This window comes from Streptomyces albofaciens JCM 4342 (genome assembly GCF_008634025.1).
GTDB lineage: Bacteria > Actinomycetota > Actinomycetes > Streptomycetales > Streptomycetaceae > Streptomyces > Streptomyces albofaciens.
In genome coordinates this window covers 3,777,482-3,790,489 of record NZ_PDCM01000001.1, presented here as the reverse complement: position 1 = coordinate 3,790,489, position 13,008 = coordinate 3,777,482, and the positions used below count along the sequence as shown (strand labels likewise).

11 protein-coding genes and 1 pseudogene are annotated in these 13,008 nt (G+C 74.2%); 4 read left to right on the top strand and 8 right to left on the bottom strand.

Annotation, left to right across the window (positions count from 1 at the left end; translation table 11 throughout):
* Positions 1-66 precede the first annotated feature (66 nt).
* The 4 genes from CP973_RS17030 to CP973_RS17015 form a co-directional block, all read right to left on the bottom strand.
* A complete protein-coding gene (locus CP973_RS17030; RefSeq protein WP_150241618.1) occupies positions 67-1,056 on the bottom strand; it encodes an alpha/beta fold hydrolase in 990 nt (329 codons plus the stop codon).
* Between the two features lie 142 nt (positions 1,057-1,198).
* Positions 1,199-2,545, bottom strand: coding sequence for a hypothetical protein (locus CP973_RS17025; RefSeq protein WP_150241616.1), 1,347 nt, complete (start codon positions 2,543-2,545; stop codon positions 1,199-1,201).
* 115 nt (positions 2,546-2,660) lie between these two features.
* Positions 2,661-3,686: a hypothetical protein gene (locus tag CP973_RS17020; protein ID WP_150241614.1), complete on the bottom strand. Its 1,026-nt coding sequence runs from the start codon at positions 3,684-3,686 to the stop codon at positions 2,661-2,663.
* Between the two features lie 6 nt (positions 3,687-3,692).
* On the bottom strand, positions 3,693-3,956 hold the full coding sequence (locus CP973_RS17015; RefSeq protein WP_150241612.1) for a hypothetical protein: 264 nt from the start codon (positions 3,954-3,956) through the stop codon (positions 3,693-3,695).
* A 456-nt stretch (positions 3,957-4,412) separates the two neighbouring features.
* On the opposite strand from CP973_RS17015, the gene CP973_RS17010 reads away from it, so the two are divergent.
* From CP973_RS17010 to CP973_RS17000, 3 genes are all read left to right on the top strand, one after another.
* Positions 4,413-4,847 carry a hypothetical protein gene (locus tag CP973_RS17010; protein ID WP_150241610.1) on the top strand — a complete coding sequence of 145 codons (435 nt, stop codon included), beginning with the start codon at positions 4,413-4,415 and terminating at the stop codon, positions 4,845-4,847.
* The gene (locus CP973_RS17005; RefSeq protein ID WP_150241608.1) at positions 4,847-5,494 is read left to right on the top strand and encodes a DUF6338 family protein; all 648 of its coding nucleotides are present in this window, start codon (positions 4,847-4,849) and stop codon (positions 5,492-5,494) included. The genes CP973_RS17010 and CP973_RS17005 overlap by 1 nt, the downstream gene beginning before the upstream one ends.
* Before the next feature lie 80 nt (positions 5,495-5,574).
* Positions 5,575-5,781, top strand: coding sequence for a hypothetical protein (locus tag CP973_RS17000; RefSeq protein WP_150241606.1), 207 nt, complete (start codon positions 5,575-5,577; stop codon positions 5,779-5,781).
* A gap of 46 nt (positions 5,782-5,827) precedes the next feature.
* Here CP973_RS17000 and CP973_RS16995 read toward each other — a convergent pair whose 3' ends face one another.
* The 3 genes from CP973_RS16995 to CP973_RS16985 form a co-directional block, all read right to left on the bottom strand.
* Positions 5,828-8,758, bottom strand: coding sequence for a CHAT domain-containing protein (locus CP973_RS16995; RefSeq protein WP_150241604.1), 2,931 nt, complete (start codon positions 8,756-8,758; stop codon positions 5,828-5,830).
* 7 nt (positions 8,759-8,765) lie between these two features.
* A complete protein-coding gene (locus CP973_RS16990) occupies positions 8,766-9,530 on the bottom strand; it encodes a hypothetical protein (protein ID WP_150241602.1) in 765 nt (254 codons plus the stop codon).
* Positions 9,531-9,591: 61 nt separating this feature from the next.
* The gene (locus CP973_RS16985) at positions 9,592-10,290 is read right to left on the bottom strand and encodes a hypothetical protein (protein WP_150241600.1); all 699 of its coding nucleotides are present in this window, start codon (positions 10,288-10,290) and stop codon (positions 9,592-9,594) included.
* Between the two features lie 200 nt (positions 10,291-10,490).
* On the opposite strand from CP973_RS16985, the gene CP973_RS16980 reads away from it, so the two are divergent.
* A complete protein-coding gene (locus CP973_RS16980; RefSeq protein WP_150241598.1) occupies positions 10,491-11,753 on the top strand; it encodes an IS30 family transposase in 1,263 nt (420 codons plus the stop codon).
* 89 nt (positions 11,754-11,842) lie between these two features.
* Here the strand turns inward: CP973_RS16980 and CP973_RS16975 are convergent.
* Positions 11,843-12,862: pseudogene (locus tag CP973_RS16975) on the bottom strand (RNA polymerase sigma factor); the annotation flags it as partial.
* Positions 12,863-13,008 lie beyond the last annotated feature (146 nt).

Genomic DNA, 13,008 nt, shown 5'->3' with positions numbered 1-13,008 from the left:
TCACCGACGTCGAGGGCCCGCCACGGGCCGGTTCCGCACCGGCCCGTGGCGGGCCCTTCCGTGTGCTCACTTCGCCGCGGGCAGCTCCGCCAGGAACTCCAGCAGCGCGGCGTTGACCTCGTCCGGCCGCTCCTGCTGCGTCCAGTGGCCGCAGCCGGGCAAGGCCGGGGCCTGCCGTACGTTCGGCATCGCCCGCTCCAGGGCGGACAGCAGCTCGGTCATGGCGGGGAAGGCCCGGACCAGGTCACGGTCGCCCGCCAGGTACAGCCCGGGTACGTCGATGCCACGGCCCTGGAACGGCGCCGTCAGCTCCCAGTTGCGGTCGATGTTGCGGTACCAGTTCAGGCCGCCGGTGAAGGCGCGGTCGCCGTGCCGGGCGTACTCGCCCACGAAGGTGTCGAGGTCCTCCTGGCTCAGCCAGGCGGGCAGCTCCTCCGGCTGCGGCATGGTGTCCAGCAGCTTGCCGCCCTCCGGGATGACCCACGGCTGGGGCGGATCGGTGAACGGGCTGTCGCCGGAGCCGTTGACCAGCATGGCGCGGAAGGTGGCGTTCAGGTCCTGGGCCAGCTCGGCGTCGGCGACGCCCGGTTCCTGGAAGTAGATCTGGTAGAAGCCGTCGCCCAGCGCCTCGCGCAGGCGCGGCAGCGGCGCCACGGGCGAGCGCGGGGCCGGCGGCACGCTCAGCCCGACGACGCCGCGTACGACGTCCGGGCGCAGCTGGGCCGTCGTCCAGGCCACCGGCGCGCCCCAGTCGTGGCCGACGACGACCGCCCGCTCCTCCCCCAGGGCGTGGATCAGGCCGATCACGTCGCCGGTCAGGTGCAGCATCGTGTACGCGTCGATGTCGGCGGGCTGCTCGCTGCGCGCGTAGCCGCGCTGGTCGGGGGCCACCACGCGGTAGCCGGCCGCGGCCAGCGGCGCGAACTGGTGCCGCCAGGAGTACCAGCACTCCGGAAAGCCGTGCAGCAGTACGACCAGGGGCCCTTCCCCCTGGGCGGCGATGTGCAGCCGGACGCCGTTCACCTCGACAGAGCTGTGCTCGACCTCGCTGGTCACATGTCCTCCTGCGGTCGCTCGCGGGTCCACCGTTCGGTGCGGGCACTGTACGTTCCGCACCGAACGGTACGGCCAACGGCCGCCCGGGGAAACGCCCTTGCCCGGCGAGCCGCCCGCCCCTGGCCCGGCGGCCCGCCCCGGCTCAGCCGGTGTACTCGACCGTGACCGGCGCCGTGTCGTTCTCCCGGTCCGGATCGGCCCTCGGTCCGGAGAGGGCGCGCACCGATCCCCGGGCGCCTTCGACCCGCCTGCCGAGGTGCACGCGCACCCAGGTGCCGCCGACCTCGTAGCCGTGGCACTCGGCCGAACCGCGCCCGGACCCGCCGGGCTCGCAGTAGACCATGTCGCTCGTGTGCTCGCCGCGCGGCACGGTGACGAGGCTGACGCCTTCGGGCAGGGTCACCGCCATCTCGGGATCGACGAAGTTCCTCGGATACGGCACCTGGGCGTCGACGGTTTCGCCCACCTTGCCCTTGATGGTGAAGCCGACCGCCTGGAGGTCGTCGATCCCCGTGGTGTCGAAGTCCAGGTCGCTCCGGGCCGCGTCGGCGTGCGAGTACATCGACGGCGCGAAGTCGCTGCCGCCGCCGTCGACGGGGCGCAGGCCGAGCGGCGCTCCGGTGCCGCGCGGGGCCGAGGCGGGCAGCAGCCGGTGCTCGCCGAACGTCTCGTGGGCGCGGAGCACGGTGTAGGAGACACGCCCGTGCATCGCCGTCGCGTCGGCCTGCGCCGTGAACGGGGCGTCCGTCTCGTACGCCGCACCGGGCGGCAGCGGCCCGGGGAAGTCGCACTGCGCCCTGGTGGGCGCCACGGCCTTGTCGTACCGGCAGTTGCCGTGGAGGCGCCGCAGCGTCGCCTCGGAAGCCTCGACGAGCACGGTCACCCCGTCGTCGATGCCGGTGTCCCCCCTGTTCCCGAACGCGGGTGTCAGCTCCACCCCGGAGCCCGGCCGGACGCCGGTCCTCTTGGGGACCTGACGGGCCGTGATGACGGGCGCGCCGATGACGACCTGGGTGGTGTGCCGGACGGTGGGCGTGGTGGGGCTGGTCACGGTGACGGTGACGGCCCCGGCCGGTCCCGGGGCGGCCCCCGGCTGCGGCACCAGGGTGAAGGGGGTGAAGACCGCGCCCGGCTCGACGTCGACCGTGCAGGTCATGACCTGGCCCGTCATGCCGCACTTGTTGCCCTTGTCCGCCCAGACGGGGCGCGCCTTGCCCTTGAGCACGGACAGGTCGATGCTGACCTTGACGTTCTTGACGACCGGGTGCGACTCCCGGGCCTTCAAGGTGATCTCGTACTTCCCCGGCGTGTCGTCCCGGACCGGTGAGTCGGCCCGGGGGATGTAGTACGTGTTCCGCATGCCGCTGAGCGTCAGTGCCGGCCCGGTGGCGGGTGCTCCGCCATCGACGGCGACCACCGGCGCCTTGCCGCCGACCGTCACCGCCACGGCCAGCGCCACCAGCACCACGGCCGCCGTGGCGCCCGCCACGCGCTGCGACCGTGTCCCCGTTGTCGATCCGTTCATACGAGGCCAGACCAGCGCGGGCACCGGATGGTTGCACGCAAAACGAATATTCGGCGCGGCCGGACCGGTGCGCCGCCCCTCACGGCTCGTCGTCCCCCTCCCGGGGCCGGGTGCCCGGCATGATCTGGATCAGGATCGAGTCGTCGTCCTCGATGACGAAGGTGGGGTCGCTGCGGGCCCGCCAGCCGACCGGCAGGACGTAGTAGCGGCGGTCGCGCTCCAGGATCAGGCGCAGTCCGGTGTAGCGGTACCGGTAGTGCATGCCCGGGAGCGTCTCGGTCGTCAGCCCGGGGCCGGTGAGGCTGAGGCGTTCGGTGCTCAGGACCACGACGGCGGAGCGGCGCACCAGGTGCGCGGCGGCCGCGCGGGCGTCCTGCCGGCCGAGCTGGCCCGCGACGAGGGCGATGGCCCACACCAGGAACAGCCCGGCCGCGGCGACCGGCAGGCCCCTGCGCCACAGCCCGCGCGCGGGGCGGGCCGGGTTCGCCGCGCCGCTCTGGCTCAGGACCAGGCCGGTGGCCACGAGCAGGGGTGCCGCCCAGCCGTACGGCTGGATGCGCTGCCACAGCAGCATCAGGCCGACGCCGGCCGCCACGAACAGCGCGTACTGCCGGGCGACGGCCCGGCCGGCGCGGCGCACGCGGAGCGTGGCACGGCTCGGCACGCGCAGGGCCACGAGGAGGTCCGGCAGGCGCGGCCCCACGGCCAGGACGGCCAGGCAGACGAGGACCGGCAGGGTCACCAGCCGCAGGCTCCAGATGATCATCTGTGGGAAGCCGAAGCCGAGGACGGACGCGCGGACGTGGAAGTACCCGAAGTAGGCGCTGCTGTGCATGACGCCCGCGTAGAACATCAGGCCCCCGACCAGCGACCCGGCGCCGAGGACGGTGTTGACGAACTCGAACCGCTGGTCGGGCTGCGGTGGTGTGCCGGGGGCGGGGCCGGGGCCGGAGGCGCCCGGCGGCGGGGCGGGCCGGGGGATTCGCCGACGGCGCCGGGCACGGGCTCGGGCGCGGGCAAGGGCTCGGGTTCGGGCGCGAGTTCGGGCACGGGCACGGGCGCGGGCGACGTCCGGATCACCCGGTGCGGCGGGCGGGGCGGCCATCGACGGTCACGGGGTGCCGGAGGCGGGCGGGGTGGGGCCGGGGCGGGTGGTGTCCGGCTGCGGAGCCACGTCGGTCTGCCGTTCGGCCTTGCCCGTCATGGGGTTGGGCGAGCCGTCACTCGTGGGGGACGGGCTGTCCGTGTCGGAGCACGTGGAATCGCCGTCGGAGGGCCCGGTGCACGAAGGGCCGGTGGTGGGGAAGCCGCCGCTGGGCGTGTTCCCGACGCCGGTCGGCTCGGGGTCGTCCGTGTCCTCAGGGGGCTGCGACACCGGCTTCACCGGATCCCCGCCCTGACTGTACGAGGCCTGGTCGCCACCGCCACCGCCCCCGCCTCCGTGGCCGCCGCCTCCCGTCCCGTCGGACGCGGAAGCGCCGTCCCCCAGAGACCCGGCGGGCGACGCCGTCCCGGTCGGCGCGCCACCGGGACCCGTACCGCCGCCAGGCCCCGTACCGCCGGGCTGCCCGCACGCCGTGACCCCGGCGAGCACCGTCAGGGCCACCGCCGCTGTGAGACGACCGGCTTTCGCTGCTGCGGACCTCATGTCGGACCCCCGTCCCCCGCGCGCCGCTGCTGTGAGGCTAGCAGCGGCCCGGCGGCCGGTCACCGGATCGCGACCACTCATGCGCCGCCGCTTGACACCACCGCGAACAGCGCTTCCCGGAAAGCCGGTTGGCCTAGCCTGAGCATGGGGCTGGGCCGCTTGCCGTGGAAGGGACGGGGCAGCGTGGACGGGTATCTCGTGACGGGGGATCTGCTGATGGCCGCCGCTCTGTTCGGCACGGTGCGGCGCGGCCGGCCGCTCGCGGGGCGCCGCCGTGGCACGCAGGCCGCCGCGCTGGTCGTCTTCGGCGGCCTGCTGCTGGGCGCGGGACGGGACCCGGCCGTGATGGTGTGCGCGGTCCTGGCGCTAGGCGCGGCGGCCGTGCTGCTGGCGGACATGACGACGGTGCGCCGGTCGGTCCTGGCCGTCGCCTGGGCCGTCGCCGCCGCGGCCCTGACGGCGCTGAACATCGGGCAGGAGCCGGGCGGTTCATGGGTGGCGGAGCGGAAGCCGTGGGTGACGGTCTCCGCGCTCGCGGTCCTGGGAGGGCTCACCGCCGCGGCGGTCGCGACCGCCCGGCTGGCGCGGGACCCCGATGTCGGGCCCGGGGGTGTGTGATGTCCGCCGCGCCCTCGACGGTGCTCCAGGTGGCGCTGGTGGTGCTCTTCGTGCTGCCCGGGGTCACCTACCAGTTCCTGCGCGAGTTCTGGCGCGGCCCGGTCCCGGGCGAGCGGAAGCTCGGCGAGCGTGTCCTGCGGGCGGTCGCCGCCTCGGTGGTGCTCGACGCGCTGTACCTGATCGCCTTCGGCCCCCACCTCGTCTCCCTGGTCCGGGGAGCCGGGCAGGACGGCTGGTCCCGCCTGGCCGCCGGGCCCCGGGCCGCCGGACTCGCGGGGCTGGCGCTGTTCGTCGTGATCCCGGCCGCTGCCGCCGCGGCCGTGACGTACGGGCAGCGGCGGCGGTTGAGCACCGTGCGCTACCGGGGCACGCCCACGGCGTGGGACCAGATGTTCCGGCAGCGCGGCTCGTGCTTCGTCCGGCTCCGGCTGCGCGACGGGGTGTGGATCGGCGGCTGGTACGGCACCCGCTCGTACGCCACCTCCTATCCGCACCCGCCGGAGCTGTATCTGGAGTCGGCCTGGCTGATGCGCCCGGACGGCAGCTTCCACCGCCGGATCGAGAACAGCGGCGGCCTGTTCGTACGGGCCGAGGACACCGACGTACTGGAGATCCTGCTGCCGCCCCGGGATGGGCCACAGGAGTGAGGCCGGAGCGCGGACACGACGGCACGGGCGGGGCCCGCGCCACGACGGACGGCCCGGACCGCGGACCGGAAGGAGCACCGATGGACACCGCCGATGACAGGGAACTGACCCCCTGGGAACGGGAGTTGCAGCAGGCGGACGCCTGCGAGGGGCGCGGGCACGTGCCGGACGACGGGGTGGCCGAGCCCTCCGCCGCACCCGCCGACCCCGCGAGTGCCTCGGCCCGTGCCGCGCGCGAGCCGCTGCCCGCCCCGGCCGACACCGGGGAAGCGCCGGACGACGAGTGACGGCGGGCCACCGGATCGACCGGCGGGCCACCGGACTGACGGGCGGTCAGGGGCCGACGTGCACCAAGGCCGCCCACACCCCGGGCAGGCGCGGGAACATCTCGTAGCGGGCCCGGCGGGTGACCGCGTGGACGGCGGCGGCCACGCCCTCGCCGGCCGCCAGGCGCTCTTCGAGAGCCTGGTACATCTCCTGGGCGAGTACGTACGCGGCGCGGTCGGGCAGTTGCCACAGCGTGGAGATCACATGGGGGAACCCGGCGAGCTGGAACGCGGCGGCCAGGTGGATCGCCTCGTCCCGGTAGCGGGGCCCGGCCACCGCGGTCTCGCAGGCCGACAGGTACGCGAGCCGGGAGCCGCGCAGGTCGAGGGCGGAGACATCGGCCACGGTCAGCGGCGTGCGGGCGTGGTCGTGCAGCAGCAGCCGGCTGTGTGAGGGCGCCTTCGGGTCGGGTACGGCGTGACAGGCGAAATGCGCCCAGGCGTGCCGCGGCAGTTCTTCCAGTACGCGTTCGCGGACCGCCGCCGTGTCCGTCAGCAGGGTGGTGGCACCGGGCGCGCGGCCGCGGACGAACTCCGCCTCCCGCGCGGCGCCGGCCAGCGGGGGCGCGCCCGGCGGCGCGGGCACGGCGACCACGAGCCGGCTGTCCCGGTCGGCCCGGGGGCCGGGCCGTGCGCGGGCCGCCATCAGGGCGTGCGCCGTGGGCGTGTACGACGAGACCGCCCGGTCGATCAGGGCGGGGCCGCCCTCGCGGTGGTGCCCGGCGGCGTGCAGCGGCAGCGCGGTCAGCGGCCCGGTCGGCACCCACCACACGTGCGGGAGCGGCCCCTCCGGCGCCTGCCGCGGCAGGGCCGCGTCGAGCGCGGGGGCGACCAGCGTGTCCCACATCCAGGCCAGCACGCGGTAGGCCGGTCCCTGCGCCTCGACATCGGCGACGGCCCCGGGGACGAAGCAGCGGTGCAGCACCCGCGCTTGTTCCTCGACCTCTTCGGGAGTGGTGTCGAGCGGCACCGAGCGGATGCCGTCGGGGGTGACGGCGATCGCGTCGCAGCGCCGGCCGGTCACGTTGAGATGGATCAGCGGGCCCCGCGTGCTCTGGGCGCGCAGCCGGGCGGCGGTGGGCGGACGCGCGAAGTCCTCGAAACCGGGCTGCTCGTGGATGCGCTCCAACAGCCGCTCCCAGCGCTCCTCCTGCTCACGGCGGGTCTGCCGGAGCAGTTCCGGGGTTCCGACGGGACCTTCCCGGGCGGGGCTTTCCCTGGCGGGGCTTTCCTGAACGGGGCTTTCCCTGGCGGGGCTTTCCCGGGCGGGGCTCGTGGGGTGGCCGCCGTCCGTGCCCGGGGCCGGGAGCGGTGCCGTGAGCTGCCCGCGCACGTCCTCCAGTTCATCGGCCAGCCGGGGGTGCGCGGCGCGCAGCGCGCCCAGGTCGGTGCGCAGGGCGAGGGTCCGGGCGAGGAGCACGCCGCGGCCGTGTTCGAGCAGGACGGCGGCCCGGGCGGGCTCGCCCGCCTCCAGGGCGCTGGTGGCGGCCGCCCGTGCGATGCCGGGCCACCGCACGATCTGCTGTTCCTGGTCGGCCCGCTCCAGCTCGTGCGAGGCCAGGCGCGGCAGCAGCCCGATCACCTCCTCGAACGCCGTGACCGCCGCGGCGTGCAGCCCCTCGCCGGCGGCGATGTCGCTGAGCGCGAGCCCGGCCCGTACCCGGGTCGGCACCTCGGCCGTGGGGTGCCGGGCCGCCGCGCGCGCGGCCTTCAGGGCCCGCTCCAGCCGGTCCGCGGAGGGCTCGGCGCGGTGCAGGCCGTGGAGGACGAGGGCATGGTTGAGGTGGTAGCGGGCGCCCTCGGGCGCGTCGTCGGCGACCCGCAGCAGGGCCTGCCGTGCGAAGGACTCCGCCTCCTCCAGGGGCGGGTCGGCGCTCCTGATGCGATACGTGCGGTGCGCGGTTCCCGGCGGGGCCGCGGGGGCGCCCGTACCAGCCGTGTGCAGGTCGTGGGCGGCGCGGAGCGCGACGGACAGGTGGTGCAGGCACGAGGGGTACAGGGGGTCGGCCGGGGCGATCCGTTCCAGGGTGCGGCGCCCCTGGGCCACGGCCTCGGCGAGGTCGTCCGGGTCTCCGGCGGTGCGGCCGCGCACGGTGAGCAGGTAGCAGAGGCGGATCTCGTCCGCCGTACGGCGGTAGCCGCGCTCGGCCGCCGAGCCGATGCCGCGCCGTATCCCGGCCAGGGCGGCGTCGAGGTCGCGCGGGTCGCCGCTGTGTTCGTACGAGCTGAGCAGGACCGCGCTGAGGCGGGAGCCGCACAGCGGGAAGTACAGGTGCCGGTCGTGGAGGAGGGACAGGGCGGACCTTCCGCAGGCCCGGGCCTGTACGAGGTCCGCGGAGGCGCCGGTGTGCTCGTGGCGCAGCCGCAGCGCCGTGCTCAGCTCGGTCAGCAGCAGCGCGCGGTGTGCTTTCGGGCCGCGCAGCGAGCGGGCCGTGCGGCCCACCCGGACGGCGTCGTCGAGGTCGGCACGGTTCCGGAGGCGTTCGTAGCGGATCCGCAGGGCCTTCACCAGGTCGGCGTGGTGGCGCAGGTGGGGACCGCTGCCCACGGTGTCGCGGACGGCCAGCCGGAAGGCGTCGACGGCGGCGTCCAGGGCGGCGGTGCTGTCCCGACCGAAGTACCGGCGCAGGTGCGCGGCGCCTTCGGCGGCGTGCAGCGGGCCGTCGTCACCGCTGTCGTGGCCGCGGCGGCGCCACTGGTGGCCCCGGTACAGGCCCGCCGCGCCGGCCAGGAGCATCGCCGCGGCGCCCAGCGGCTCGTACCAGGGCGGCCGGTCGCCCTCCGGTACGCCGAACTCGGCGGCCACCCAGGTCAGGAAGCCGCAGCCGAGCCCGAGCAGGCGGTAGCGCTCCAGGAAGGGGAAGCGCCAGTTGGCGCCGCCGAACACCCCCATGACCAGCGCGCCCAGGGCGCCGAGGGCCTGTGCCCACTGGGACACCGCCGCCTCACCCCACCGTCGGCGCGGCCACCCCGAGCAGCCGGGCCAGTTCCGTCAACTGCCGCCGGGCGCGGTCGAGTTCCGTACGGTGCCCGGGCAGCCCAGCCGCCAGCGCGGCGTGCAGGCGCACCGCTTCCCCGCCCAGCCGCAGCGCCTCGGCCTGCGGGTCCAGGCCCGCGCAGCCGGGCAGCACGGCGCGGCGGAAGCGCCGCCGGTCCCGGTAGACGGCCCGGAACCCGTCGCCCGAGTCGTCGCTGATGCACCACGGCGTGCCCGTGGCGCCGCGGGCGGGCGGCCGCTCGGCGATCACCGAGGCGAGCAGCAGCCGCACGTCGGCCGCGGCCGCGATCCGTTCCGCGGGCGGCACGTCCCCGGCGCCGTCGGGGTCGAAGCGCTCCAGGGCCGGGCCGTCCAGCGCCGCGCCGACCCGGCCGGGCTCGCCCCGTACGGGGTCGGCGAGGTGGGCGGCGGCCAGGGCGGTCCGGGCGTGCACCGCCACGTAGTGGGTGGCGCCCGAGGCCGCGACCTTCGGCACCGATTCGCGGCACAGGACGGACAGGGCGTGGCAGGTGGCGCTCAGCTCGTCCCGTACCTCCTCGCGGGGGCGGGGACCGGCCCGGAGCAGGCCGGCGTACATCTGCAGGTGGTTGACGGCTCGGTGGTAGGCGACGCCGGTGCGCCGGGGCGGGGCGCCGCTGCTCGCCGTGCTCCGCGCTTGCCGCCAGGCGGCGAGCGCGGTCTGCAAGGGGGCGCGCATGTGGTGTTTGCTCACTCCGGCCCCCGCTCCCGCCGACGTTTTCCTGTGCTTCGCTCCGGCACCCGGCCGCCTCCCGCTACGTCCTGCCCCGCTCGGGACGCGGCCCCGGGTCGAAGCCAGGAGCGACCCTGCGCAGCTCGGTGAACAAGGCGTCGGCCTCCTCCCGCAGGCGAAGGCGTTCGCGGATCTCGTCGAGCCCGGCGCAACTGGGCAGCACAGCCTGCATGTAGCGCTTCTTGTCCTGCCAGTAGCCGATCGGTCCCCGCCCCGTATCGCCGCCGCTGCCGATCGGCCAGAGCCCCTTGGCGCTGGGCCGGGTGGCGGTCTCGTCACCGAGCAGGGAGGCCAGCAGATCGCGCGCGTCCGCGGCGCCGGCGATCCGCATCTCGGCGGTCAGCACCTGGTCGCGGCGCCCCAGGGTCAGCTGGTACAGCGTGTGGTCACGGCCTGCGCGCACCTCCCGCTCGACCAGCTCGACCTGGCCGCGCGTCGGGTCGGCGAAGTGCGAGGCGGCCAGGGCCATGCGGGCGTTCTGCAAGGCACTGTGCCGGTTCAAGGTGGCGCACAGACGGGCGGTCTCCCTGCCGAGCGCCCCGAACGCGTAGTAAGCGGCAGCCAATTGGCCGGTCCGGGCGAGCTTCACATACGTCAGGAAGCTCCCGAGACCGCGCGTGTATCTTCGGGCGGCCAGGACCGGCCTGCCCTGGTCCTCGAACCGCCGTCCCTGTTCCCAGAACTGCAGCGCGGACTGAACACTCCGCTCGGCACCGGGCATGGCCACACCCCCGAATCCAGCCCTCGCGCCCGCACGCCGCCCCCGGCCGCGCGGACGCCTCCCGGCAGCGCTGACGGGCCGGGCGTACCCATCGAGTGTAGGGGTCCGCAGGACACGGCAGGCAGGACCGGGAACGGCAACGCCCCCGTGCGCCGCTTGAGTTCTAGTGGTCGTCGCAACACCCCAGCTCAGGGGACGCGATGGACTTCGAGATCCGGAAGAACCGGGGGCCCGGGGGCGGGCGCCAACTGGCCCGCGAGCGGGCCGCATACTTCCTGCTCATGGAGCAGGGGTACAGCACTCGGGAAGCCGCCCGGATAGTCGGCATCAACCTGCGCACCGGCAAGCGGTGGCGCAACGGCTGGCACTCGCCGCCAGGCGGCCGGAAGGCAGTTCCTCCGATCTACCCGGTGCCGGGACAGGCCCCGGCGACGGGATCGGAGGAACTGCCTCCCGCGCCGTCGCGGTATCTCCAGGAGCACGACCGCATCCACATCGCCGACCGTCTCCGCGAGGGGGCCTCGATCCGGCAGATAGCCGTCGAGCTGGGCCGCAGCCCGTCCACCGTCAGTCGCGAAATACGCCGCAACCGGCACACTCTGCACAACGGCGGCTGGTACTACCGACCGAGCATCGCCCACAACAAGGCCAAGGCCCGCCGGTCCCGTCCGAAACCCGGAAAGATCGGCCAGAATCCCGAGCTGCGGGACTTCATCCAGGATCACCTCACGATGCGCTGGAGCCCCGAGCAGATCTGCCAAGTCCTGCGGGCACGTTTCCCCGACCGGCCGGAGATGCACGTGACCCACGAGACCGTTTACCAGGCCCTCTACGTCCAGGGCCGCGGAGAACTCCGCCGGGAACTGACCCGAGCGCTTCGCACCGGCCGGGCCCGCCGGCGCCCGCACCGCCAGGCCCACAAGCGTGCCTCCCGCGCCATCAAGGCCATGGTCCTGATCAGCGAACGCCCCGCCGAAGCCGCCGACCGGGCCGTCCCCGGACACTGGGAGGGCGATCTCATCATCGGCAAGGACGGCCGTTCCGCCATCGGCACCCTCGTCGAGCGGTCCACCCGCTACCTGATGCTCGTGCACCTGCCGGTCGGCCACAGCGCCATCGCCACCCGCAACGCGCTCGCCACGACCGTCCAGACCCTTCCACGGCACCTCTGGCGATCCCTGACCTGGGACCAGGGCTCGGAGATGGCCGCCCACCGGGCGTTCACCGTTGCCACCGACATCCCGGTCTACTTCTGCGACCCGGCCAGCCCCTGGCAACGCGGCTCCAACGAGAACACCAACGGCCTGCTGCGGCAGTACTTTCCCAAGGGCACCGACCTGGCCGTTCACACCCCCGGGGACCTGGCGGGCGTCGCCGCCGAGCTGAACAGCCGGCCACGCAAAACGCTCGGCTGGCAAACCCCAGCCGAGCGTCTCGCTAAGCTCCTGGCGACAGCCAGTTGACCTCTGTGTTGCAACGACCCCTGGAATTCGCCGCCGCTCCGGGGGCGCGCCCTTCGGCGGGAGGCTGCCGCCGGCCCGGGGCCCCTCCCCTAGTCCAGGTAGTCCCGCAGCAACTGCGACCGCGACGGGTGCCGCAGCTTCGACATCGTCTTGTTCTCGATCTGGCGGATGCGCTCCCGGGTGACGCCGTAGACCTTGCCGATCTCGTCGAGCGTCTTGGGCTGGCCGTCCTTGAGGCCGTAGCGCATGGAGACGACGCCGGCCTCGCGGTCGGCCAGGGTCTCCAGGATGGCGCGCAGCTGCTGCTGGAGGAACGAGAAGCCGACGGCCTCGGCGGGGACGACGGCTTCGGTGTCCTCGATCAGGTCGCCGAACTCGCTGTCGCCCTCGTCGCCCAGGGGGGTGTGCAGGGATATCGGCTCACGGCCGTATTTCTGTACCTCGATGACCTTTTCCGGGGTCATGTCGAGTTCCTTGGCCAGTTCTTCCGGGGTGGGTTCGCGGCCGGTGTCCTGGAGCAGCTGGCGCTGAATCCGGGCCACCTTGTTGATGATCTCGACCATGTGGACCGGAATGCGGATCGTACGGGCCTGGTCGGCCATCGCGCGGGTGATGGCCTGGCGAATCCACCAGGTGGCGTACGTGGAGAATTTGAAACCCTTCACGTAGTCGAACTTCTCGACGGCGCGGATGAGCCCGAGATTGCCCTCCTGGATGAGGTCCAGGAAGAGCATGCCGCGGCCCGTGTAGCGCTTGGCGAGCGAGACGACGAGCCGCAGGTTGGCCTCGACGAGGTGTTCCTTGGCGCGGGCGCCGTCCGCGACCAGGATCTCCAGCTCCCGGCGGAGCCTGCCGGTGGGCTCGCCGGTGTCCAGCTTCTCCTGGGCGAACAGGCCGGCCTCGACGCGCTTGGCCAGCTCCACCTCCTGCTCGGCGTTGAGCAGCGGGACCTTGCCGATCAGCTTGAGGTAGTCCTTGACCGGGTCGGCGGAGGCCCCGGCGCCGGCGACCTGCTGCGCCGGCGCGTCCCCCTCGTCACCGTGGGACAGGGTGAATCCGCCGGCCGCCTCGATCGCCGTACCGTCGGCGGGTACGTCTTCCGGGGCCGGGGATCCGGTTATTTCCTGCGGTCGCGTGATGGCCGAGGTGAGTGACACGAGGAACCTCTCGATACACATAGGCAAGGTGCACGGCGGGCACCTCTGTATTCATCGCGCACTTACCCATGGTTTGTTACACGGTAATTCCCGTGATC